General features: G+C 69.1%; 11 protein-coding genes and 2 tRNA genes. 2 read left to right on the forward strand and 11 right to left on the reverse strand.

The window, feature by feature from the left end; translation table 11 throughout:
- Nucleotides 1–196: 196 nt before the first annotated feature.
- The 7 genes from FV217_RS00165 to fliI all read right to left on the reverse strand — a co-directional run bounded on the left by FV217_RS00165 (nt 197) and on the right by fliI (nt 17,770).
- Entirely contained in the window at nt 197–9,958 is a 9,762-nt protein-coding gene (locus tag FV217_RS00165; RefSeq protein ID WP_187272370.1) for a tandem-95 repeat protein, read from the reverse strand.
- A gap of 169 nt (nt 9,959–10,127) precedes the next feature.
- Nucleotides 10,128–12,272 (reverse strand): HlyD family efflux transporter periplasmic adaptor subunit, encoded by a 2,145-nt coding sequence (locus FV217_RS00170; protein ID WP_147813095.1) that lies wholly within the window; start codon nt 12,270–12,272, stop codon nt 10,128–10,130.
- Nucleotides 12,269–13,603 carry an HlyD family efflux transporter periplasmic adaptor subunit gene (locus tag FV217_RS00175; RefSeq protein ID WP_246682695.1) on the reverse strand — a complete coding sequence of 445 codons (1,335 nt, stop codon included), beginning with the start codon at nt 13,601–13,603 and terminating at the stop codon, nt 12,269–12,271. Before FV217_RS00175 ends, FV217_RS00170 begins: the two co-directional genes overlap by 4 nt.
- A gap of 277 nt (nt 13,604–13,880) precedes the next feature.
- Complete coding sequence (locus tag FV217_RS00180; RefSeq protein ID WP_187272372.1) at nt 13,881–14,609, reverse strand: efflux RND transporter periplasmic adaptor subunit; 729 nt, start codon at nt 14,607–14,609, stop codon at nt 13,881–13,883.
- A gap of 113 nt (nt 14,610–14,722) precedes the next feature.
- Nucleotides 14,723–15,781, reverse strand: a complete 1,059-nt coding sequence (locus FV217_RS00185; protein ID WP_147813101.1) for a lysylphosphatidylglycerol synthase domain-containing protein — start codon at nt 15,779–15,781, stop codon at nt 14,723–14,725.
- A gap of 153 nt (nt 15,782–15,934) precedes the next feature.
- Nucleotides 15,935–16,342 carry a flagellar export protein FliJ gene (gene fliJ, locus FV217_RS00190; RefSeq protein ID WP_147813103.1) on the reverse strand — a complete coding sequence of 136 codons (408 nt, stop codon included), beginning with the start codon at nt 16,340–16,342 and terminating at the stop codon, nt 15,935–15,937.
- Nucleotides 16,343–16,399: 57 nt separating this feature from the next.
- Nucleotides 16,400–17,770 carry a flagellar protein export ATPase FliI gene (gene fliI / locus FV217_RS00195; RefSeq protein WP_147813105.1) on the reverse strand — a complete coding sequence of 457 codons (1,371 nt, stop codon included), beginning with the start codon at nt 17,768–17,770 and terminating at the stop codon, nt 16,400–16,402.
- Nucleotides 17,771–18,142: 372 nt separating this feature from the next.
- On the opposite strand from fliI, the gene FV217_RS00200 reads away from it, so the two are divergent.
- Nucleotides 18,143–18,844: a response regulator transcription factor CtrA gene (locus FV217_RS00200; protein ID WP_147078500.1), complete on the forward strand. Its 702-nt coding sequence runs from the start codon at nt 18,143–18,145 to the stop codon at nt 18,842–18,844.
- Between the two features lie 71 nt (nt 18,845–18,915).
- Here FV217_RS00200 and FV217_RS00205 read toward each other — a convergent pair whose 3' ends face one another.
- The 4 genes from FV217_RS00205 to FV217_RS00215 form a co-directional block, all read right to left on the reverse strand.
- Nucleotides 18,916–22,305 carry an error-prone DNA polymerase gene (locus FV217_RS00205; protein ID WP_147813107.1) on the reverse strand — a complete coding sequence of 1,130 codons (3,390 nt, stop codon included), beginning with the start codon at nt 22,303–22,305 and terminating at the stop codon, nt 18,916–18,918.
- 94 nt (nt 22,306–22,399) lie between these two features.
- Complete coding sequence (locus tag FV217_RS00210) at nt 22,400–23,839, reverse strand: DNA polymerase Y family protein (protein WP_238231130.1); 1,440 nt, start codon at nt 23,837–23,839, stop codon at nt 22,400–22,402.
- Nucleotides 23,840–23,846: 7 nt separating this feature from the next.
- The gene (locus FV217_RS22600; RefSeq protein ID WP_187272374.1) at nt 23,847–24,539 is read right to left on the reverse strand and encodes a hypothetical protein; all 693 of its coding nucleotides are present in this window, start codon (nt 24,537–24,539) and stop codon (nt 23,847–23,849) included.
- Nucleotides 24,540–24,940: 401 nt separating this feature from the next.
- A tRNA-Asn gene (locus FV217_RS00215) sits at nt 24,941–25,016 on the reverse strand.
- 267 nt (nt 25,017–25,283) lie between these two features.
- On the opposite strand from FV217_RS00215, the gene FV217_RS00220 reads away from it, so the two are divergent.
- Nucleotides 25,284–25,357, forward strand: a tRNA-Cys gene (locus tag FV217_RS00220).
- The last annotated feature ends 21 nt before the right edge of the window (nt 25,358–25,378 follow it).

Below are 25,378 nucleotides of genomic sequence, written 5' to 3' on the forward strand. Positions count from 1 at the left end.
TCACCCCAAGCAGAGCCGCGGCGATACGGCGTATCCGCCGACCGCCAGCGTGCCGATACTCCACCATGGTCCCCGATACCCCCTCAGCTCGGGCGCACTCGGGAAGCCCCGGGGACACGCTCTCGCGACCCCTCGTTGTTTCGATTGTTAAGGTAAACGAAGCGTCAAACTGGGCCTCCGGAAAACCTCTCGCCTTTCAAAGACCTCGTGTGAGCGCCTTTTCGATCAACGCAAGGTCGAACGCACCGCGCTCACCCAGGGAAGCAAGTTGCATCGTGAAGAGGGGAGCCTCGGGGCGGCGAGCGGGCTCCGAGTCGCGAGCGCCGTGAGGCTTCAAATCTGCAGCAGGCCGCTCGGGTGGCAAGGCGCGGATTTCGCCGGTTTCGGCATCGACGCTGAGGGGCCGGCGCACGATGCGTCCGTCCTCCAGCTCGATCTCCAACTCGAGCCTGACGAGACCCGTGCCGGCCGGGGGACGTCCCCAGAAGCCGCCCCTGCCATCGCTCTCGATCCAGTCCGGACGCGGTCCATCGTCGATCCCGAACAGCCGGACCGCCGCAACGGCCGTGAAGCCTGGCGCATCGTTGCGCAGGTTGATCGCGAGGGTGTCCGGACGCCGGATCGCCTCGACCATGAGATCGTTCGTCTGGAAGCCGAGCGCATCCGCTGTCAGCGATACGCCGAGCGAGCGCCCGAGATAGGGTCGGGGCGAAAACCAGGGCGTCTCGCCGATCGGAACGCGCTCGAACCGCTCCCACGAGAGACGGGCGATCCGGTCGCTCTCGTCGAGCGTCACCGAACGATCGACGAGGATCGCCGTACCGTGAAGGGAGGCGACTCCGTTGACCGCCGCCACCACGGCTCCGTCCGCGAGAATGACGTCGCCGACGGAGCCGAGTGCGTCGATCTCGGTCACGGCCGGCAGGATGATCCCGTTGGCGGCGATGGCCGACGCCGAAGGCAGCACCGGCGGCGCGGCCGGGGCGTCAGGGAATGGCTGTAGGGGCGACAGGATCGGAACCAGTGCGGATGGCGGCACCTGCACCGGATTCGGCGTGATCGCGATCTCGACCGTGACGACCGTACGTCCGCCGTTGCCGTCGCCGACCTCGACGACGAAGCTGTCCGCGCCACTGAAGGCGGCATAGGGCCTGTAGGCATACGAGCCGTCGGCGGCGAGGCTGACGGTGCCGTTGACCGGTCGACCGGTCAGGCGAAAACTCATGGTGTCGCCGTCGCGGTCGGCTGCGGTGATCCGTCCCGTGCCGACGGTGTTGGCCGGAAGCGTGAGCGGATCGGCCGTAGCCGTGGGCACGTCGTTCACCGAGTCCACGGTCAGGTGAACGGTGGCCGTCGCGCGTCCACCGTCGGAATCGATAAGCGCATAGGTGAAGGCGTCGGCACCGTGGAAGTCGGCGTCCGGCGTGTAGGTGAAGGTGCCGTCGGGCCTGAGGTCGAGGCGGCCATGGACGGGGCCGCCCACCGGCACCGGATCGACGCGAAGCGCGTCGCCATCGGGATCGCGGTCGTTGCCGAGCACGTTGCCGGTGAGGATGCCGTCCTCGGCGAGCGTGGCCTCGTCGTCGGCTGCGATAGGGGCGAGGTTCGCCACCGTGATCGTGAACCGCGTCGTGGCGGAAGCCCCGCCGCTGTCCGTGCCGGTCAGCACGATCGTATAGGCCCCGCCCGGGACACGGCCGGAGGCGTCGGAGGCGATGGTGCCCGCGATCAGCCCCGTGGCCGGATCGACGCTGAGGCCCGGCGGCAGGCCGGTCGCCGTGAAGGTCAGCCGATCGCCCGCATCGACGTCGCGGAAGGCGCTGCCGGCCGGGATCGCGACCGTGTCGGCGTCGTTCGCCGCGCGGTCGGCGAGGGCGGGCGAGGCCGGATCGACGGTCGGGGCGTCGTTGACCGGCGTGACGGTGACCGTGGCGGAGGCCGTGGCGAAGCCGCCATTGCCGTCGGTGATCGTGTAGACGATGCGGTCGGTGCCGTTGAAGTCGCGGTCGGGCGTGTAGCGCAGGCTGCCGTCCGGGTTGAGGATCACGGTGCCGTGGCCGGCCGCCATCGAGCCCGGCACCACGGTGAGCGGGTCGCCGTCCGGATCGATGTCGTTCGCGGTGACGTCGATGTCGACGGGCGTGTCTTCGGCCGTCGCGATGGCGTCGTCGGCGGCCGCGGGAGCGGGATTGGTCACGGTCCAGGCAAAGCTGCGGGTGACCGCGAGGCCGCCCGGATCGGTGGCGGTGAGGGTCACGACGTAGGTCGCACGGCCGCTCGGACCGGAAGCCGCACGGTCGATCGTGCCGGTGATTTCGCCGATGGCCGGATCGATGCTCAGGCCCGGCGGCAGCCCGGTCACCGAATAGGCGAGCCGGTCGCCGTCCGGGTCGGTGATGAGGTGTCCGAGCGGCACCCGTAAGGTCTCGCCGTCGGCGACATTGCGGCCGGGCAGGGGCTCGGGCGCGACGGGGCGGTCGTTCACGGGCGTGACGGTCACCGTGAGGATGCCGGTGGCGCGCCCGCCCTGCGCATCCATGATTGTGTAGACGATCGTGTCGGTCCCGGAGAATCCAGGATCCGGCGTGTAGGCGAGAAGCCCCGTCAGCGGATCGACCGTGACGCTGCCATGGGCCGCGCCCGTCGCGCCGGGTTCGTCGACGAGACGGATCGGGTCGCCGTCGGCATCGCCATCGTTGGCGGTGACCGCGACGAGGACCATCGTTCCCTGGCGGGTGCTGGCCGCGTCCGGCGCGGCAAGCGGCGCGGTGTTGCTCACCGTCCAGGTGAAGTCGCGCACGACGCTGGCGCCCGACGCATCGGTCGCTCTGACCGTGACGGCGTAGCGGGAGGCCGCCGAGGCGTCGCTCGGCAGCGTACCGGTGATCAGCCCCGTCGCCGGGTCGATGCTCAGGCCGGGGGGCAGGCCGGTGGCGGCGAAGCGCAAGCTGTCGCCGGTCGGAGCCTGGACCACCGACGGATCGGTGTCGGCATCGCGGAATCGGCTCGAGATGTCGTAGCGGACGGGGTCACCATCCCGGCCGAACTGGTCGGGCAGGGGGCCGGCGTCCGGCGCGTCTTCGGCCGGGCCGACCGCGACGGTGACCGAGGCGGTGCTGAAGCCGCCGTTCCCGTCCGCGATCGAATAGGTGATCGTATCGGTGCCGTTGAAGTCCGGGTCCGGGCTGTAGGCGAGCTTGCCGTCCACGACCGTCACCCGCCCATGGCCGGCGCTCGGAGCGGCATCGCCCGCGCCGACGATCACGAGCGGGTCGCCGTCGGGATCGCGGTCGTTGGCGAGCACGTCGATCGTGACCGGCGTGTCCTCGACCGTGGTCACCCGATCCTCCGCGGCCTGTGGGAGCGGATTCGTGACGCGTATGGTGAAGCTGCGCTCCGCGGTCGTGCCCTGGGGGTCGGTCGCGATAACGGTGATCCGGTAGTCGGCGAGTCCGGTGGTGCCGGAGGCCGCACGGTCGACAGTGCCGGCGACGGCGCCCGTGGACGAATCAATGCTCAGGCCCGGCGGCAGGCCGGTCGCGCCGAACCGGAGGCCCCGGCCCTCGGGATCAGCGAAGAGGCTGCCGAGCGGCAGCGAAACGGTCTGTCCGTCGGCGAAGGCACGATCGCCCGGTGCGAGCGCAGCAGGCGGGACGTTGCGCCCCGTCACGGTGACCGAGACGCTCGCCTCGGCCGTACCGCCGTCGCCGTCCGCGAGCGTGTAGGTGATCCGCGTGGTGCGGGTTTCGCCCGGGGCGAGGTCGGCGAAATCGCTACCCGGATCGAAGCGGTAGCTGCCGTCGGCAAGCACGGTGAAGCGGCCGCCGGCCGAGCCGGCGACGGGTTGTCCGACATCGGCGGCCGCACCGTTCACGGCAGCGACCGTGAGCGGGTCGCCGTCCGGATCGCTGTCGGCACCGTTGCCGTTGTCGGCGAGGACCGAGCCGGTGCCCTGGGTCGCGGCATCGACGACGGCGCCGTCGTTCCGCGCGATCGGCGCCGGGTTGATCACGCGCCAGGTGAAGGTGCGGTTCGTGACGCCGCCGTTGCCGTCGTCTGCACTCACCGTGACGGTGTAGTCGCCGCCCAAGCCGCCGAGCGAGGCCGACCGGTCGATCGTGCCACTGACGACGCCGGTCACCGGATCGATCGCGAGACCGGGCGGCAGGCCGACGACCGTGAAGCGTAGCGTGTCGCCCTCGACATCGGAGAAGTAGCGGCCGAGATCGGCGCCGGCGACGGTGTCACCTTCGAGCGAGCCGATTGCCGGAAGGATGCCCGCCCGCGGCGCGTCGTTCACCGCGGCGATCGTCAGGGCGATCGCGTCGGTATCGATCTGCGCGCCACCCGAGCCCGTATTGCCGTCGTCGTTAGTCAAAACGGTAAGCGTGTCGGCGCCGTTGTAGTCCGCCGCCGGCCGGTAGGTGGTGCCGTCGAGGGCGGCGTTGATCGCGTCGACGGTGCCCGTCAACGTGACCAAGCCGGTGCCGTCGTCGACCACCGTGACCCCGGTGCTCGAGCCGAGGGTCAAGGCGCCGTGCAGGACGGTCAGCGTCGTGGTGATTGGACGGCCTTGGGCGTCCGCATCGGAGACGCTGATGCGGTTGCCGTTCGCCGTGGAGAAAACGAGCGGCGTGTCCTCGGCGAGGCGCTGGTCGGCCGGCATGTCGTTGACGGGGGCATCGTTCACGGCCGTGAAGGCGATGGTGGTGGTGGCGACGTTGGAGTCGAGCCTGCCGTCGTTGACGCTCACGTCGATGCTGCGAGCGACGGTCGCGGGATCGCGCTCGGCCGAGGAGAACCGGATCTGCCGAAGAGCGGTCTGGTAGTCGGTCTTACTGGCGCCGCCGCTCAGCGTCAGCGTGTAGGTCGCGGCGTCGAAGTTCGCGGTGATGCCCGCGGGCAGCGTGCCCTCGACGGAGAGCGTGTCGCCGGTCTGGCCGTTGGTGACGATCGCCTTGGCGGACGCCATGCCGGCATCGTCGACATCGATCACCGACACGTCGGCATCGACGATCGCCACGCCGGGGGCGCGCTCGGTGTAGCGCGTCGCATAGCCGGTTCCGGCGACCACCAAACCGAGATCGAGGACAGGCGCATCGTTCACCGCGCGGACCGTGACGGTGATGGTGGCCGTCTCGGTCGTACCGCCCGATGTCACCGTATAGGTGAAGCTGTCGGTGCCGTTGAAATCTGCTTCCGGGGTGTAGGTCATCGTGCCGTCGGGCTGGAAGACCACCCGGCCGCGGGCGCCCTGCGTCACCGAGGTCACGGCCCGCGCGGCATCCTCGAAGGTGTCGGCCGAGGCGCCGTTCGCGCCGGTGATGGCATTGAACGTGATGGCGGTGTCTTCGTCCGTCGCGACGGAATCCAGCACGATGTCGGCGACGGGCGCGATGGTGACGGCGATGGAGCTGGAGGCCGTCGCGCCCTCGGGATCTTGCGTCGTCAGCACGATCTGCGCGGGGCCGTTCACGTCGGCATTCGGCGTGAACGACAAGCCTTCGAGGGCGGCATTAATGTCGGCGATTGCGCCGGAGAATCGCATCGCTCCGTCGCGGGCACCGTCGCCCTGCAGGAAGGTCAGGCCGTTCGTCCGCGACAAGGTCAGCAGGCCCTGCGCCGAACTCAGCGTGACGGTGAGGCTGCCGCCATCCGGATCGACGACGCTGATACCGTTGCCAGCGCCGGCGGAGAAGATCAGCGGCGTATCCTCGTTCACCGTCTGTGTCGCGGCAGGGACCGAGTTCACCGGCGGGTCCGCGACCGGACGCACCGTCAGGGCGAGCATGTCGGTATCGCTTTTTGCACCGCCCACGCCGGTGTTGCCCCGGTCGTCCGTGGTGATGGTCAGGGTATCGGGACCGTTGTAGTCGGCCGTTCCGCGATAGGCGGTGCCGTCCAGAGCAGCGTTGATGTCGGTGATCGTACCCGTGAGCGTAAGAGTGCCGGTTCCACTGCCCGTGACTGTGACGTTGGCCGTGCCGCCGACGGTCAGGGTGCCGTGCAGGACACTCAACGTCGTCGTCAGGCTGCCGTTGCCCGCATCGATGTCCGAGACGGCGATGCGGTTGCCATTGCCCGTCGAGAAGACGAGGTCGGCGTCCTCGTCCACGGTTTGGGCGGAAGGGAGGCCGTTGACCGGCGCGTCGTTCACCGGACGAACGGTGACGGTCACGGTGCCGATCTCGGTCGTACCACCGGAGGTCACGGTGTAGGTGAAGCGGTCGTTGCCGGCGAAGTTCGCCGTCGGCGTGTAGGTCATCGTGCCGTCCGGCTGGAAGCTGACGCTTCCATGCGCGCCCTGCGTCACCGCGGTGACCGATCGGGTGGGATCCGCGAAGGTGTCGGCAGAGGCGCCGTTCGTGCCGGTGAGGGCGTTGAAGGTGAGGCCGGTATCCTCGTCGGTGGCCACGGTATCCGCCACGATGTCGGGGACAGCCGCGATGGCGACGTGGATGTTGCTCGCGACCTCGAAGGATTGCTGGATCTTGATGCCGTCGACGAAGTTGCCGACGCTCTGCGACTGGCCGGCCGCGCTGATCGAGCGGAACTCGAACCGCAGCGTGTTGCCGCTGGCGTTCTGGGCGAGGTCTTCGTGATACGCACCCCAGGCGGTCTTGCCGTCCGCGTAGGACTTGTCGAGCAGTACAGTGTCGTCGGCCGTGCCGAGGGTGTTGTCGGCTCCCAGATCGGTCACCACGACCTTCATGGTGTCGATGCCCTCGCGGCCGCGATGGGCGAAATCCAGCGAGATCTTCGATCCGGCGGCAGCGGCGAAGGTCTGGAAGAGGGCCGCGACCTGATTGGCGTTGATCTCGGCGAACTGATTGCCTTCATAGGCCGTCACGCCTTGAAAGCCGGATTTCCAGAGCTCCATCTCGCGGTCGGTTGCGTCTGTTTTCCAGCCGGGTACCGTCGAATCGGGAATGATCTGGAAAGTCTCCCCGGCGATAACCGGGGTCTCGAAGCCGCCATTGGTGAAATTGTCGGCTGTCCGGGTCGGTCCACGCATGACGAGCGCGATATCGGCCGAGCCGTTGTAGTCGGCGGACGGGTCGAACTTGAGCCCTTCGAGCGCCGCGTTGATGTCGGCTTGCGAGCCCGAGAACGTCATGGCCGCGTCGCCGGTGCCGTCGCCCGCCGTGAAGGTCAGGCCGGTCAGCTGTGACAGCGTCAGCCGGCCCTGCGTGGTCGACAGCGTCACCGTCAAGCCGCTGCCGTCGACATCGGTGACCGAGACCGCGTTGCCGTTGGTGGACGAGAACACCAGCGTCGTGTCCTCCGTCGCCGACTGGGTGCCGACCGGCGCCGTGTGCCGCGGAGGATCGGCGACCGGAACGACCGTCAGGGCGATCGTATCGGTGTCGCTCTTGGCGCCGCCTGTGCCGGTATTGCCCTTGTCGTCCGTGGTGATCGTCAGCGTATCCGCGCCGTTGTAGTTGGCCATCCCGCGATAGGTAGTGCCCTCCAAGGCCGCGTTGATGTCGGCGACTGTGCCGGTGAGCGTGAGCGTGCTGGTCCCGGTCCCCGACACCACGACGTTGGCCGCACTTCCGACGGTGAGAATGCCGTGGACGACGCTCAACGTCGTGGTCAGACTGCCGCCGTCGGCATCCGCGTCCGACACCGTGATCCGATTGGCGTTGGCCGCCGAGAACACGAGGTCCGTGTCCTCGTTCACGCTCTGGCCGGCCGGCACGCCATTGACGGGCGCGTCGTTCACCGCAGTCACGATCACCGTCGTCGTGGCAGCGACGGAAGCGACTGTGCCGTCGTTCACGGTAACTGCGATGCTGCGGCTCGCGGAGGTCGGGTCGTCGCTGTCCGACAGGAACCGGATCTGCTGGAGCGCCGTCTGATAGTCCGCCTTCGTCGCGCTGCCGGTCAGGGCCAACGTGTAGGTCGCGGTGTCGAAGGTCCAGCCGATGTTCGACGGCAGGCTGCCGGCAACGCTCAGCCAGTCGCCGGGACGCCCATTCGTGATCACCGCCCTGGCCGATGCCATGTTGGTGCTGTCGACGTCCGTGACCGAAACGTCCGTGTCGACGATGGCGACGCCCGTGCCGTTCTCCGTATAGCTCGCGGTATGGCCCGTGCCCGGTCCGGAGGCATCGAGATCGAGCACGGGCGCATCGTCGACGGCGACGACCGAGACGGTCGTGGTCGCGGACGTGCCCTGAATGGTGTTGCTCGTCACGTTTGTCTTGACGACCCGATCGATCGTGCTCGGATCGCCGCTGGTGTTCTCGAAGCTGATCGCCCGAAGGGCGGCCTGGTAGGTGGCGGGATCGGCGTCACCCGACAGCGTCACCGTGATCGTGCCCGAACCCGTGGACGGCGTGGCGGTGATCCCGTTCGGCAGCGCGCCGACGTTCAGCCGATCGCCCGCCTGCGCGTTCGTTAGGGTGACCGTTGCGCTCGAAACCATGGGGGCGGTGTTCGTGACGAGCGGATCGGTGTCGACGATCGCGACGGCATTTCCCTTCTCCGTAAAGGTCGTCCTGTAGTCGGTGCCGGTGGCACCGCTCGAATCGTCGGCGTCGAGGTCGACCTTGGGGATCGTGTAGGTGATGGGGCTGGTGATTTTCAGGCCGTCGTCGCCGTCGTTCAGGAAGGCGGCCTGACCGGTGACGCCATTGGGGGCGAGGTCGTAGGTGACCTTCCACGAGGACACGTTCGACCAGTCGAAGCGCACTATGGAAACGGAGTCCGGCGGTGAGGCCTGCTCATCCTGCGTACCCGAGACGCGGACGCGATCGTCGCTCGTGTCGATGACGAGGTCCGTGGTCGCTGCGATGGTGTAGGAGGTCAGGCCGAACTGCGAGGGCGTCACCGTCTCCCGCGTGTAGGGCTGGCCGCCGACACCATCGATGTCACCGATCTGGAAGTCGACATCGGTCGTCACCGGTGTCGTTCCATCGGACGCGCGGACGAGATCCCAGCGGATGCTGATGGAGCCCGCCTGATTGTTCGCCGGATTGCCGTTGTTCTGCGTCCGGACCAGGATGGTGGCATCGCCGCCGGCCGCGGACGTCGAGAACGACACGGCGTCGTCGGCCTGCCCGATGGCGACGACGGTCGCCCGCAGGCTGACCGCGATACCGTCGGCAGTGCCGGCATTCGCCCAGAACGCCGTCGCGCCGATCACGGCGTTGTTCACGTCGAAGCTGCCGCCGTTCAAGGCGATGGTGCCTCCGCTTCCATCCTTCACCGTCGGATCACCAGTCACGTGGATCAGGGCCGGCGCCAGCAGATGGTGCCAGGCGGCCTGCGCGGTGGCATCGACGATCACGCCGGTCTCGATGGCGCCGTCTTGGACTTCGAGGTTCCAGTCGCCGCCGCGCGCGGTATCGCCGGTGGCGTCGTTCGAGGCGGCGACGTCGGCGCCGGTGGCCTGGGCCAGGAGCGCAGCGGCACGGGCTCCGGTCTCGCCCGCGGCGAAGTCGCAGCCGTAGATCAGGAGGTCGCCCGTGGTGCTGAGCGCCCGGCCGATGATCGCGAGGTCGGCGGCGTAGCGCCCCTGGATCGACGCGGCCGTCAGGTCGCCCGTGCCGAGGCGCAGGTCGCCGGCCGTGCCGTGTGAGAGGATGTGAATCGCGTCGATGCCGCTGCGCCCTTTCAGGGCGCTGGCGAGCTGGTCGAAGCCGTCCCTGGCGGAGTCGATCAGGACGACCTCGGCTGCGGCCGGTACGCCGGCGAGCAGGGTCGCCAGATCGGCCACGCCCTTGTCGATCACCACGATCTCGTAGCGGCCGTTGGCGGAGGCGGTCTCTTGGACAGGCGCCGCTGCGGCGGGGGCAGTCGTTTGTCTGTCGGCGGGTTCGGCATGGGAGGTGTCGACTTGGTCGCCATGCGATTGCGTGGCGGCATCCGACTGAGCCTGGGCGGCGGCCGGCGCGGCGGCACCATCGAAGACGAAGCGCGGCTCGAGCGCACGGATCGCCGGGGGCGGCATCGTCGTGTGCCGAGCCTGCGCATCCGATCCGTTTCGCAACCTGCTGCGGAAGCGTTCGAACATCGATCTCAGCCCATCGTCCGTCGGGAACACGCCGGGCATTCCTGTCGGGCGAGGCTAGGCCGGCATGGTTAAGGAAGGATGGGTCGGGCGGCCGGTCGCGCGGCGATCAGAACCCGCTCTCGCGCACGAGAACGGCGACGACGCGGCGAAGCGCATGGGCAGCGATGCTCTCGCGATGGCCCGAGACGGCGACGACGCCGCGCACCACGGCGGGCGTGCCGGACAGGCGAAGCTCGTCGTCGGGCCGGTTGAGCACGACGGCGTAGTGCGCCTCGACCGGCACCGGCCCGACACCCTTCTCCTCGCGCACGGCCACCGGCCCGCCGAGATGCGAGGCGAGCGCGGGAATCTCGACGGTGGCGACCGCCGCATTCGAGACGGCGCTGACGGCGACCGGGATCGAGCCGGTCGTGAGATCGTCGGGCACGAAGAGGCCGGTGGCGCCGGCATAGAGCCGCGCCATGGCGTCCTCCGGCACGAGACCGCGCACCTGCCGACGTCCGTTCGAGACCAGTGTGCCGAGCTCCTCGCCCTTGCCGACCCAGCGGCCGGGCTGCAGGTCGGGCTCGATCTCGGCGACGATGCCGTCGAAGGGCGCGCGGATGACGAGTTCGTCGTGGCGCCGCTGCAGGCCCTGCAGGGCCTCGCGGCGCGCGCCCTGCTCGCCGTCGAGGACGAGGCCGCCGGCCCGGTCCTGCGCGTCGGCGGGGCGGCGGTCCTGCTTGGACTCGACGAGGGCGAGACGGATTCGTGCGGTGGTGAGTTCGTGGTCGAGGCGGGGCGAACTCAGCCGCATCAGGATCTGCCCGGCGCTGACCGCTGCGCCCGGCTCGACCTCGACGGACTCGACCCGCGCCGGCGCCACGGCGGTGAGGCGCTCGGTGCGCTCGGGTTCGGCGATGGCGGGAATCTCGACGCGGCCCGACAGCGGCAGGAACAGCAGCACCAGCAGGCCGGCGAGCGCCGCCCCGGTGAGGCGGGCCCGCCCGCCCGGCGCGATCCGCCCACGGTTCTGCCACCAGAACAGCGTCTCGCGAAAGATCGGGCGAACCACGAAAACGCCGATCTCGACGGCGAAGAGCAGCAGGCCCAGGATCTTGAAGGCCATGGTGTAGACCATCACGGCGATGCCGGTGAACAGCACCAGCCGGTAGATCCAGACCGCGACGCCGTAGGCGATCAAAGCCGTGCGCCGACGCGGGCTCCAGGCCTCGGGGCAGGGGTCGCCCAGCACGAACAGCGTCTCGCGCAGGGCCCAGGTCGTCAGGGCGAAGGCGCGGGGCTGCAGGTTCGACACCCCGAACAGATCGGCGGCGATGTAGTAGCCGTCGAAGCGCATCAGCGGGCTGAGGTTGATCGCGACGCTCATCACCCAGCTTGTGGTGGCCAGGAAGAAGGCGATGGAGCGCGGCGTGCCCTCCGGCAGGAACGACCAGGCGAGCGTCGCGATGGCCGCTACGGCGAGTTCCACGGCGACTCCGGCTGCGTCGATGGCGACGCGCTTGCGGCGGTCGTGCACCCGCCAAGCGTCGGTGGTGTCGGTGTAGAGCACCGGCATCAGCACCATGAATGCCACGCCCATGCTCGGCACGCGGCAGCCGTGATGGGTTGCGACATAGGCGTGGCCGAGTTCGTGCAGCAGCTTTACCGCCACCAGCGCCAGCATGTAGCCGGCGATGCCTTCGGGCGTGAGGAACTGCAGGAAGGTCGCGCAGAACGCGTCCCATTGCTGCGCGGCGAGGTAGAGGCCGACGAGCCCGGCAATCGCGATGGCGATCAGGCTGCGGCGGTCGGCCAGCCGGCGCGCCAGCGGCAGGGTGCGGTCCAAAAACGCCTGCGGCCGCACGAGGGGAATGCGGATGAACAGGTAGTTGTGCAGCAGCCACGCGCCGAGCCCGTGCTTGCGCGCCGCCACCTGACGGGCCAGCCCCTGCCAGCCGCCGCGATGGGCGACGAGGCCGCTGGTCTCGCAAAAGCCCCGGAAACTCGCGACTTCGGCCTGCGTGACCGCGCGCCCGAGGGTGCTGCCGGCGGCCTCGGCGAGTTCGGCCAGCGTGATGCCCTCTCGCCATGCCTTGAGAAGGGCGAGGCCGGTCGCGTCGATCTCGAAATAGCGGTGCGCCAGCGGATCATAGAGTAGCCAGGGCGCCGGCCCGCCGCCGCCGGGCACGCCGCCGCGCTCGATCCGGAGGTCTTCGCGGAGCGCAGTAAGCGGAGGCTCGCCGGGGGCAGGGCTTGGGGCGCCGCTCACAGCCCGATCTTCTGCCGAAGGAACGTCAGCGGCTTGCGCAGCAGGTAGAAGCCGAAGGGCACGGTCGCACCGTAGAGCTGCGCCGTGCCATGCGCCCCGAGCCGCGGCGCAGCTGCCGACGGGTCGAGCCGGGCGGTGACGCGGTGGGCGAGCACGCCGGCATCGGTCAGGCGAGAGACGGGCGTGACCCGCTCGACGCGGGCTTCGCGGGCGCTGAGCGGATCGGTATCGAGGAAGAGGCGGACGCGCGCGTCGGGAGCGAGGGCGATCGCATCCGACACCGGCAGGTCGATGCGGACTTCCACCGTCTTCGGGTCGGCGATCTCGAGGATGCGCTGGCCGGCGCCGACGGGCTTGCCGTACCATTCCTTGCGGTCGGCATAGACCGCGACTCCGGCGCGCTCGGCGCGCACCTGGGTCTTGGCGAAGGTGTCGCGGGCGAAATCGCGCTCGGCGGCCTTCAGGGCGAGTTCCGCCCGGGCCTGGCCGACGTCCCGCCGGGCGCGCTCGTCGCTGTAGGCGCCCTGCGTGACCTGCCGCAGCCGGGCATCGGCGACCTGGACCTCGCGCTCGGCGACCGAGAGCGCGTTACGCTGGGCGGTGTCGACGTAGCGCAGCACGACGTCGCCGACCGCGACGGCTGCGTTCGGCGCCACCGCGATCTCCTCGACGATGCCCTCGATCGGCGCGGCGACGACGAAGGGCTTTTCGGCCGTGACGGTGGCCGGCGCCAGCACGGTCATCGAGACGGGCAGGCACAAAACCAGCAGGGCGACGCCCGCCACTGCGAGCGCGGGCTTGCGCAGATCGCCGGACAAGCGCGGCAGCAGAGGAGGGCGCAGCGCCAGCATTGCATGGGCGCCGGTCTCGGCGAGGCGTGCGGCGAGTGCCGTATCGGCTGCGTCGAAGGCAAGCTCGCGCGCGAACAGCAGACCGCCGATCACCGCGCCGGCGCGGTCGCGCAGCGGCATCCAGAGACCGTGGCCGAAGGGATAGTTTTTCGCTTCTTCTCCGTCCTGGGCCGCGAGGTCGAGAGATCGAGGCGCACTGCGCTCGGACTCGGGAATCGCGGCGACGGCCGCCTCGACGAAGGCGATCAGCGGCGCGTTGCGCTCGACCTGCACCGTGCCGGAGACGCGCTCGACGATCAGGCCGCCGATGCGGTCCTTCTTCAACAGAAAGCCCTGGCGGGCGCGGACGAGCTTGACGCTCTCGTTGACGATGGCGAGGCTCAGCGCGTCGCGGTCCGGCGCCTGCCGGAAGGCCGCCTCGATGCCCAGCAGCTGGCGCAGGCCGGCGCCTGCATCGTCGACGGGCACCGGCATCGGCATTCGCACCGACGTCTCCCCGGTCGGGTCGACGAGGAGGCGGCGACGCGGAGGGTCGGTTTTCAGTTGTCCTGCGGGCATTACGACAACCGCCCTCGCGTTTCGTCACGGCCCTGCGGATGGGCTTGCAATCCCCTGCGGTCATTCCGGGGCTCGCCGGAGGCGAGAACCCGGAACCCAATCGACACGCTGTGCCCAGTCGTGGGTTCCGGGTTCCGCTGCGCGGCCCCGGAATGACGGCGGAGGGTACTGGAACCCTCGGAGCAGCAGGGGGCGAACACTAGGAGCCCGGACGTTCGAACGTCGCGTCGAGGCTCATGCCGGGCAGCACGGCGGAGGTGTCGCCGGGGGCGAAGCCGGCGGTGATCTTGATGGTCTGCGAGACGGGATCGACGGCTGCGGCGGTGCGGATCACCTTGGCCGCGTAGGTCCGGCCGGTCTCGTCGACCTTCACCTGCAACGGCGTCGCGACCTTCAGCCAGACGAGCCAGGCCGACGGCACGATCAGGTCGATCTCGACGGACGCCGCGTCGACGATCCGCAGCAGCGGCTGGCCGGCGGTGGGCATCTCGTGCTCGCGCGCCCGGAGTTCGGCGACGCGGCCGGAGAACGGCGCGACGATCCGGCAGTCGCGGACGCGAAAGCGCAGGGCGTCGGCCGCGGCATGGGCCTTGTCCCATTTCGCCTTGGAGGCCTGGACCTCGATGCGGCCGATGGCGTGGCGGCGGTCGAGCTGCTGGGCGTTGTCGAGGGCGATGCGGTTGACCGTGTCCTCGGCCTCGGCCGCGCGGAACTCGGCCTCGGTCCGGTCGCAGTCGAAAGCGACGAGCGTGTCGCCGGCCTTGAACGATTCGCCCTCGCGAAACGGCAGCTTGACGATGCGCGCGTTGAGATCGGTGGCGATGCTGGCATCGCGCACGGCGCGGACGACGCCGCGCACCGGCGGGTCGGATTGGGCGAGTGCGGGAAGCCCCGCGAGCGACAGCACCAAGACCGTTGCCAGACGCACGATAACCCCCTCACGCACGCTCGATGCCGTGAGCGTGACCGTGCGCGATTAGGGTTAAGACATCGTGCGGCGGAGCGAGGTTCGACGAGAGATCCGGTGCCCCACCGGCTCGATCAGAACGCCTTGTTCTCCAGCCTGCGCTCGATCGTCTGCGGCTTGAGGCCCGGTGCGACGAGGGGCGGCTCCGGTACGTCGGCATCGCCTTTGCGCGACGAGAGCGCCCCGGCGAGACGAGAGCGCTCGAACATCAGCACCACGACGATCGCCACGGCGAAGGGCAGCAGCAGGTAGAACAGCCGGAAAATCAGCACGGCAGCGACCACCGAGGCCTTCTGGTCGTCGGCGTTGATCTGCATGGCGGCGAGGAAGACGAGCTCGAACACGCCGAGGCCGCCCGGCGCATGCGAGGCCAGTGCCACCGAGAACGAGGCCAGGAAGATCGCCAGAACCGGGATGAAGCCCGGGTTCAGGCTGTCGGGCAGGGCGAAGTAGATGATGCCGGCCGCACCCAGCAACTCCATCGGCGCGGCGATGAGCTGCCGCAGCATGATGCCGGGGCGCGGATACTCGACCTTGAAGGAGCGGATCGTCAGCGGCTTGAAGTGCAGCACCGAGCCGAGAACGTAGAGCGCCACGAAGCCGAGCATGGCGAAGCCGACGATGCGGGCCGTGGTCGGGTTGGTCAGCAGGCTCGGGAGCAGCGTGTCGAGGCGCGCCAGCAGGTGCGGATCGTAGACGAGGCAGAAGCCGCCGAGCAGCAGGGTGCCGAGCCCGAAGGTGAAGGAGCAGAGCGCCACCAGCACCGCGACCTGCGCGGCCGAGAGCCCTTTGGCGGTGTAGGCCCGGTAGCGCACGAGCGCGCCCGAAAACACCGACGCGCCGATATTGTGCGACAGCGCGTAGGTCGTGAACGAGCAGAGCGAAACGAAGACCCAGCCGATATGGCGCACGCCGAGATGCAGCAGCGCGATCCGGTCGTACCAGGCGAGCGCGGCGTAGGCGACGAGGGTGGAAACGGCGGCGAGCAGGAAATGATGCAGCGGGATCGCCGCGAAGGCCGCCTGAAGCTGGACCCAGGACAGGGTCTTGAGCTGGCCGTAGAGCAGGTAGCAGGAGACGACGACGGCCCCGAGACCGATGAGCGGCCAGAGGAATTCACTGATCTTCTTCATGCAGAACCGGCCGCAGCTTGGGGACCGGGTCCTGATGCGCCACGGTGCCGTGCATCGCAAGCGGGACCGGTCAGGTCTCGTGATGCGCGCACCCTTGCACCGGGATCATGACATTGTCGTGCCGCGGACGTGATCCGCAGCGTGAAGGCCGGCTCAGGCGCGGGCGCGGCTGAGACCGATGGCGTCCATCTCGGCCTGCTCGCGCACGCCGGCGGCGGCACGTTCGGCGGAGCGCTCGCGATCCTCGAGGATCTCGACCTTCTTCAGTTCCTCGAAGGCCTCGCCGAGTTCGGCCTTGGCCTCGGCCAGCTGGCCTTCCAGCGCCAGAGCCGACTGGCGCATGTTGTCGCGACGGTTGGCGGCGGCGCGGGCATAGGTCGGATAGGCGAAATGCGCGATGTCCGTGATCCCGGCGCGGGCCTCCTCATGGGCGACCTCGCGGTCGAGCTCGACAACCATGCGGTTGAAGTCGGCCATCATCATCTCGATCTGGGCGACCCGGCGACGCTTCTCGTCGACCTGGAACCGGCGCAGCCGGATCAGCGTGTCACGCGATTTCATCTCGAGCCATCCATCTCAACGCAACGCGGGCTACGGGCCGCTCTCGCACTCGGCCTTTCAGCCGGTACCGACGATCGTGGCCAACCGTGCGTAACCCTCGCCGATGGAGGTTGCTTCTTCCTTACTTTGCCCCAGAAAAGCCTCAAGATCCGGCATGAGCGCGACGGCCTCATCCACCTCCGGCGAAGAGCCTGCCCGGTAGGCGCCGAGCCGGATCAGCTCCTCCATGTCGGCGTATGTGGCCAGCAGCGCGCGGGCCCGCCGCATGGTCGGCAGGAAGGCCGGATCGCAGGCCCGCGGCATGGTGCGGGAGACCGAGCGCAGCACGTTGATCGCCGGATAGCGCCCGCGCTCGGCGATGCGCCGCTCCATGACGATGTGGCCGTCGAGGATGCCGCGCACCGCGTCCGCTACCGGCTCGTTGTGGTCGTCGCCCTCGACGAGCACGGTGAACAGCCCCGAGATCGAGCCCTCGCCGGTGCCGGGACCGGCCCGTTCGAGCAGGCGCGGCAGCTCCGAAAAGACGGTGGGGGTGTAGCCCTTGGCGGTGGGCGGCTCGCCGCCGGCCAAGCCGATGTCGCGCTGGGCCATGGCGAAGCGCGTGATCGAGTCGATCATGCACAGCACCTGCGCGTTCTGATCGCGAAAATACTCCGAGAGGGTGAGGGCGAGATAGGCGGCGTTGCGGCGCATCAGCACCGGCTCGTCCGATGTCGCCACCACCACGACGGACCGGGCGAGGCCGGCCGGGCCGAGATCCTCCTGCAGGAACTCCTGCACCTCGCGGCCGCGCTCGCCGACGAGGCCGATCACCGCGACGTCGGCCGCGGTGTAACGGGCCAGCATCGAGAGCAGCACCGACTTGCCGACGCCGGAACCCGCGAAGATGCCCATCCGCTGGCCCGAGCACATGGTCAGGAAGGTGTTGATGCAGCGGACCCCGAGATCGAGCGGCGGGCCGACCCGGCGCCTGGCATGAGCCGGCGGCGGATCGGCCCGCAGCGGATAGGCCACCGGCCCCTGAGGAAGCGGCCCGAGCCCATCGATCGGCCGGCCGAGCGCGTCGACCGTGCGGCCGAGCCAGGCCTGCGTCGGGCGGATCGCCCCGGCGGAGTCTTCGCGCACATAGGCCGGGCAGCCGCGGCGTACGCCGTCGAGGGAACCGAACGGCATGGCGAGCGCGCGGTCGCCCTGGAAGCCGATGATCTCGCAAGGCACCGCCGCCGCGCCGGCGGAACCGACGGCGATGTCGATCCGGCCACCAAGCCGCATGGCGGCGATCGGCCCGGCCACCTCCACGAGGAGTCCGCGAATCGCGGTGACGCGGCCGTAGACTTCCAGCGTCTCGACGTCCGCGAGCGCGTCGATCGCAGCCGCCAGATTCGGGCCGGTTCGCGGAGTGACCGTTCCACGGCGATCCTCACTCATTCGCTCAACCTCAACGGTTCGTTTACCTCCCTCATTAACACTACGGGCATCGCTTCGTTAACGAGTGGCGCTTCAGCGTGTCTAAGAGGCCACGCAGGGCATCAATCGTTTTCGGGGAAGGGGTTAGCAGGAAGGCTCGGAGGCTCGTGCAGCCCCGAATCGCTGTCGGACGGGAACGGATCGGCAACGACTCGGGTAAACTGGAAAGACCTTCATAAAGAGTGTGCTTGCAACCGGGATTCGGGTTTTGTTAACGGTTAATCGTTAGCGTTTCGAAACAGGAACGAAGCAGCGTCCGCCGAGGCCGTCGGCGGGCGAGCGGCGGGCGCATGCCCGCCCGCCTTAGACGGCCGGCCGGGCTGGGGACCGACGATGCGCGTACTTCTTATCGAGGACGATGGCGCCACGGCGCAGAGCATCGAATTGATGCTCAAGTCCGAGAATTTCAATACTTATACGACGGACCTCGGAGAAGAGGGCGTCGACCTCGGCAAGCTCTACGACTACGACATCATCTTGCTCGACCTGAACCTGCCCGACATGTCGGGCTACGAGGTTCTGCGGAACCTGCGGGTGGCGAAGGTCAAGACGCCGATCCTGATCCTGTCGGGCATGGCCGGCATCGAAGACAAGGTGAAGGGCCTCGGCTTCGGCGCCGACGACTATCTCACCAAGCCCTTCCACAAGGACGAGCTGGTCGCACGCATCCACGCCATCGTGCGCCGGTCCAAGGGTCACGCCCAATCGGTCATCACCACGGGCGATCTCATCGTCAACCTCGACCAGAAGACGGTCGAAGTCTCCGGCAGCCGCGTGCACCTCACCGGCAAGGAGTACCAGATGCTGGAGCTGCTCTCGCTCCGGAAGGGCACGACCCTCACCAAGGAGATGTTCCTCAATCATCTCTACGGCGGCATGGACGAGCCCGAACTCAAGATCATCGACGTGTTCATCTGTAAGCTGCGCAAGAAGCTTGCGAATGCCAGCCAGGGCAAGAACTACATCGAGACCGTGTGGGGCCGCGGATACGTGCTGCGCGAGCCCAACGAGGTTGAAGAGCGCATCGCCGTCTGAGCCCCCAGCCCACACGGTCGCGAGAAGAGCCCCGGATTCCGGGGCTTTTTCTTTTGGCGACGGGCTTCCACTCAGTGAAAGTCCCGCGACTTCGGCAGGATGCGGACGTTGCGTGGATGCCCATGCGGCCCGCGCGGCTGTTGGGGATGGGTGAACTCGTCGGCCCGGCTCAGGGCGATGGTCACGTCGCGGTCCTCCGACAGGCGCTTGAGCTCGCCGCTGCGGTCGTAGAGCCGCTCGGCCATCAGATGCGCCACGCCCTCCGGGCTCTTCTGCACCCGCCCCTCCACCAGCAGCAGCCGCGCAGACATGATCGCGCGCCGGAAGCGCTCGAAGGTGCCCGCCCACAGGATGACGTTGGTGACGCCGGTCTCGTCCTCCAGCGTGATGAAGATGGCGTTGCCCGCCCCGGGGCGCTGGCGCACCAGCACCACCCCGGCGTTCCTGACGTAGCTGGCATCGGGCAGGGCGGCGAGTTCTGCGCAGGTCACGACTTGCTCTGCGTCGAAGAGCGGCCGCAGGATCTGCAGCGGATGGCCCTTCAGCGAAAGGCGCGTCGACTGGTAATCGGCCGCCACATGGGCGCCGAAGCTCATCTCCGGCAGAACCACCGCCGGTTCGGGGCCGAGTTCGCGCGCATCGGCGGCAGCGAAGAGCGGCAGCGGCGCGTCGTCCGGCAGGCGGCGTACGGCCCAGAGGGCGGCCCGTCGTTCGAGACCGAGGGAGCGGAACGCATCCGCCTCGGCGAGCAGCCGCAGCGCCCGTCCCGAGAGGCGCGTACGCGCCGCCAGATCCTCGACGTCCGAAAAACCGCGCCCGCGCGCGGCGACGAGCCGGTTGCCCTCCGCCTCGCCGATCCCGCCGACCTGCCGGAAGCCGATGCGCAGGGCGAGCGAGCCGCGATCATCCCGTTCCAAGGTGTTGTCGCGGGCGCTGTGGTTGACGTCGACCGGGCGCACCGCGACGCCGTGCTCCTGAGCGTCCCGCACGATTTGCGCCGGCGCGTAGAAGCCCATCGGCTGCGAATTCAAGAGCGCGCAGGCGAACACCGCCGGGTGGTGGCATTTGATCCAGGACGAGACGTAGACGAGCTTGGCGAAGGAGGCGGCGTGGCTTTCGGGAAAGCCGTAGGAGCCGAACCCCTTGATCTGCTCGAAGCAGCGCTGCGCGAAGGCGCGCTCGTAGCCCCGCGCCACCATGCGCTCGACCATCAGCTTTTCGAAGCCGCCGATCGTGCCGACATTGCGGAAGGTCGCCATGGCCCGGCGCAGCTGGTTGGCCTCGACATCCGAAAACGTCGCCGCGACCATGGCGAGCCGCATCGCCTGCTCCTGGAACAGCGGAACGCCCTTGGTCCGGTTGAGCACCTGATAGAGTTCGTCGGGATCGCCCTGTCCGAAAGCCGGTGACGGATAGGTCACCGGCTCCAGGCCGGCGCGGCGGCGCAAGTAGGGGTGCACCATGTCGCCCTGAATCGGCCCGGGCCGGACGATCGCGACCTGGATCACGAGGTCGTAGAATTTTTCAGGCTTGAGGCGCGGCAGCATGTTCATCTGCGCGCGGCTCTCGACCTGGAAGACGCCGAGCGAATCCGCCCGCCGCAGCATCGCGTAGGTCGCCGGGTCGTCCTTCTGGATATCGGCGAGGCCGAGATCGAGGCCCTCGTGCTCCCGCAAGAGATCGAACGCCTTGCGGATGCAGGTCAGCATCCCGAGGGCGAGCACGTCGACCTTCATCAGGCCGAGTTCGTCGATGTCGTCCTTGTCCCACTCGATGAAGGTGCGGTCGGCCATGGCCGCATTGCCGACCGGCACGGTCTCGTCGAGCCGTCCCCGAGTCAGCACGAAGCCGCCGACATGCTGCGACAGGTGGCGCGGAAACCCGAGCAGCCGTCGCGCGAGGGCGACGGCACGGCGGATCGACGGGTTTTCCGGATCGAGCCCGGTCTGGCGAATATGGTCGTCGCGGATGTGGCTGCCCCAGCTGCCCCACTGGGTCGAGGACAGACGGGCGGTAACGTCCTCGGTCAGGCCCAAGGCCTTGCCGACCTCGCGCATGGCACTGCGAGGCCGGTAGCGGATCACCGTTGCGGCGATGCCGGCGCGGTGGCGCCCGTAGCGCGCATAGATGTGCTGGATGATCTCTTCGCGGCGCTCATGCTCGAAATCGACGTCGATGTCGGGCGGCTCGCGGCGCTCCTCCGAGATGAAGCGGGCGAAGAGAAGCTCGTTCTCGGCCGGGTCGACGGAGGTGATGCCGAGGACGAAGCAGACCGCGGAGTTCGCCGCCGAGCCGCGCCCCTGGCAGAGGATTCCCTTGTCCTCGGCGACCCGCACGATGTCGAGGATCGTCAGGAAGTAGCGGGCGTAGTCGAGCTTGGCGATGAGGCCGAGCTCTTCGCGCAATGCCATTCCGACCTTCTCGGGGATGCCGTCGAGGTAGCGGACCGCGGCGCAGCGCCAGGTCTGCGATTCGAGCCAGCCCTGCGGAGTCCAGCCCGGCGGCACGGTCTCGTCGGGATAATCGTATTCCAGTTCGGACAGCGAGAAATCGATGCGGTCGAGCACGTCCTGCGTCGCCGCGATCGCGTCCGGCGCGTCCTGAAACAGCCGCGCCATCTCCCCCGGGGTTTTGAGATGCCGCTCGGCATTGGCCTCGAGCCGACGCCCGGCGGTCTCGACGGTCACGCCCTCGCGAATGCAGGTGAGCACGTCCTGCAGGTCGCGCGCGGCCGGCATGTCGTAGAGCGCGTCGTTGACTGCGAGCAGCGGGACACCCGTCTCCCGCGACAGCAGCCGGAGACGGGCGAGCCGGCGTAGGTCGTCGCCGCGCCGGTGCATGGCGACGCCGAGCCAGACCGCGCCCGGCGCAGCCTCCGTGATCCGCCCGAGCGCTGCGGCGAGACCATCCGCCCGGCGTGAGGGTATGACGATCAGCAACAGCCCGGCCGTATCGGCCAGGAGATCGTCGAGATGCAGGATGCACTGGCCCTTCGCGGCCCGGCGATTGCCGCGGGTGAGCAGCCGGCAGAGGCGACCCCAACTCGCGCGGTCTGTGGGATACACGACGACGTCCGGCGCCCCGTCTGCGAAGACGAGGTGCGCGCCGACCGCGAGCCTGAACGCCGCGGCCTGCCGCTTGATCGCCTCCTGCGAGACGATCGTGTCGGGCGCCAGCGGATGCTCGACGAACACAAACTCGCCGGGCCCTGAACCGTCGCGCAGCTTTTCGGGGAGCGGAATCCCTTCCGCGCGCAGTTCCTTCAGGGCGCGATGCGCGCGCACCACCCCGGCCAGGGTGTTGCGGTCGGCGATGCCGATGCCGGACTGGTCGAGCAGCAGCGCAGTCAGCACCATGTCCTGCGGCTGCGAGGCCCCGCGCAGGAACGAAAAATTCGTCGCCGCAACGAGCTCCGCATAGGCCGGTGGTAGAGGCGGCTCGGCATTGTCCTGCTCGATCATGCCGGCCGCGATCGATCACGCCGTGCATCCCCTCTCCCCGCACGCGATGAGAGGGGATGCGCGGCGGTCGATGCGAGACCATCCGATCCCGAAATCATGCGAACAGGCCGTGCAGGTACCAGCGCGGCCGGTCGGTCTCGCTGCCGTAGAGGCCGGCGCGAAACAGCCAGAAGCGGCGGCCGTCGGCGTCTTCCACGCGAAAATAGTCGCGCGTCGGCTGTTCGCACGCACGCCACCACTCGGCGGAGATGCGCTCCGGCCCCTCCGCCCGCACCACCTTGTGTAAGACGTGCCGCCAGCGGAAGCGGATCGGCGGCCCGTCCGGCACCTCGGCCAGCGTCTCGATGGGCTGTGGCGGCTCGAAGAGCTGGAGGGGACGCAGGGGCGGTTCGCCCGGCTCGGGCATGAGCCACTCTGCCGGCCGGGTAGGGAAGGCCGAGGCCGGGACCAGCCGCGCGGCACGCACCGGGTCGTGCGTGTCGACCGAGACAAAGCGGACCACCCGCGCAGCACCGAAGCGCGCCACCAGCCGGTCGACGAGATCGGAGACCTCGCCGTCGCCGACCGTCTCGCCGTCGAGACTCACCTGGACCGGTGCCAGCGACTCGGTGGTCGGCACGCCAAGGCGGATCAGGTCGTAGCCGTAGCCGGGGTCGAGGGGGTCGGCGAGGGAGTCGAGCCGCTCGTGCAGCAGGCGCAGGATCGCGGCCGGATCGCGCGAGGGACGCCCGGTCTCGACGGCGATGCGCCGGACCTCGCCGTCCGTCCGAAAAAAACTCGCCTCGAAGACCCGGCCGCCCCGGCCCGCGGTTTCGAGCAGTAGCGCGGCCCGCGCGATCAGGTCGCGCAGGGTCCGCTCGATCGCAACCGTATGGGCGATCGGCTCCAGAAATCGCTGCTCGACGCAGCAGGCCGGCGGCGGCCGCAGCGGCGTGATGCGCCGATCTTCGAAACCGAGCACGCACCGCAGCTGCCGGGTCAGATCTTCGCCGAACCGGGCGGCGAGGGGGCGGCTCGGCAGGTCGGCGAGGTCGGCGATCTTTTTCAGACCCGCGAGTGCAAGCGCTGCACGGTCGGTGTCCGGAAGGTCGAGAGCGGCCACCGGGAGGGGACGGACCGCGGCTTCCTCTTCGCCCGGTGCCACCAGCCGGACCCGGCTGAAGCGGGCGAGAGCGCGGGCGGCATCGGGCGTGCCGGCGAGCGTTCCACGGGTCGAGACGCCGCCTCGGCGGAAGGTCACGACGATGCGATCCCGCAAGACGCCTTCGCCGCCGAAGAGATGCGCGCAGCCGGTGACGTCCAGGGAAAGGCCGTCGATAGAGTCGAGGGCGACGAGGGGCGTCCAGCGATCGCAGGCCTCGGCCATGCGGCCGAGCAGGGCCGCGTCGGCCGCCGGGTCGTGCTCGGCCGCCGCAAGGGTCGGGATGCGGGCGCGGGCATCGGCGAGGGTCAGGCCGGGCCTCAGGCCGAGCGCCAGCGCCTCCCGGCTCACGGCCGCGAGCCGCAGGGCGCCCTTGAGGGAATGGGTGAGCACGAGGGGTTCATCCGGCGCGACGCCAGAGCACGCCGGATTCCGCCGCCACCGGTCGATGGACAGGAACGGAAACCACAGGGCGAGGTAGCGACGCGGGTGCGAAGGATGCGCTGTCACGGTCCCACTCCAGCCTCCAGCTGCGTTGGCCGAGCCCGGAGCGATGACGCAGCAGGGAGGCCGCGAAGGCCGGACGGCCGGGGGCATTCGCCTCCAGCGGCACCGAGGCCGACGCCGCGATGCCCCAGCGGCTCGCCGCCGCGCTTGGACAGGGTTCGGCCTGGAGCCGAATCATCACCAGGGTGACTCCCGAGGCGCCTGCCGCCAGTGCCAGCCGCCGGCTCGCCTTGAGGTCCAGGACCCGCGGATCGCCCCAGATCTCGACGAGGGCCGCACCGATCGCAGCGCAGCGCGCCGCCTCGGCCACCGCCCGCAGGGCAGCGGTGGGATCGCGCGCGCGCACCAGAATCAGGCTCTGCGGGTCGAGCCCGAAGGCGGCGAGCCCTGCGCCGTGGAGTTGCCCGGTCTCGATCCCGACGAAATCCTGCCGCGCCCAGACGAGGGACCGTCCCGCGGCCGCCCGAGCGGCCATGCCAAGCCCGAAACCTGCCGCCGCTGCGGCATCCGCCACCCGCTCGGCATAGACCTCGTGCAGCGCACCGTAAGCGAGCCCGCCGCCGAGCCAGTCATCGAGCGAGGCCAAGCCCAGCCGAAACCGATTTGCGGCGCACACGACCTCGCCCGGCTCGAGGGCTGAAACGGCACGGCGCAACGCGGACAAGGTGATGGGTTGCGCCGAAGCCATTCATGTTCCCTATTTGTTCTTATAACGACTCCGATAATGGGTAGAGTCAAGCATAGGTTTCAGGGGCCTGTGGATTGGGAACTAAAACGCGAGTTCCGTGCGGAGCAGGCGCACAACCGCCTCCGCGGTCACGGATCGCAGCCGTCGCGCGAATGCCGGCGACCTGAACGAAGCCGCTCAAAGCAAAGACCACGGAAACGCTTCTTCGGCCGACAGCCCAGCAAGCACCATTGCTCAACGCCCCGATCCGCAGAAGCGATCCGGCACGAAAGATGAGGGTTTTCAGGACTTTAAAAGGTTGGCTCCCCGAGCAGGACTCGAACCTGCGACAAAGCGATTAACAGTCGCTTGCTCTACCAACTGAGCTATCGGGGATCACCGGCGCCGCTTCCGCGTCACGGCGGGGTCCTTAGCCCATCGCCGGCGAAGAACGCAAGGGGCTGAGCGCCAGGAATGTGGTCGGCGTTGGATCGATCTGCCAAGCCGGCTTCCTCTCGGAAAGATTAAGTTGAACGAACCTGTCATCACGCTGCAGGAACACCGTTGCCGATCGGCCTGCGGCTCTGCTAGAGACCCGTCCTCCCCCGATCGGCCGCCCGGTCGGGAGACGATGGTCGCCCTTAGGCGCGGCCCGGACTGGTTGGCCTCGTGGCGGAGTGGTTACGCAGAGGACTGCAAATCCTTGCACCCCGGTTCGATTCCGGGCGAGGCCTCCATCAAATTTTTCGACACCGCCA

Source organism: Methylobacterium sp. WL9 (assembly GCF_008040035.1).
GTDB lineage: Bacteria > Pseudomonadota > Alphaproteobacteria > Rhizobiales > Beijerinckiaceae > Methylobacterium > Methylobacterium thuringiense.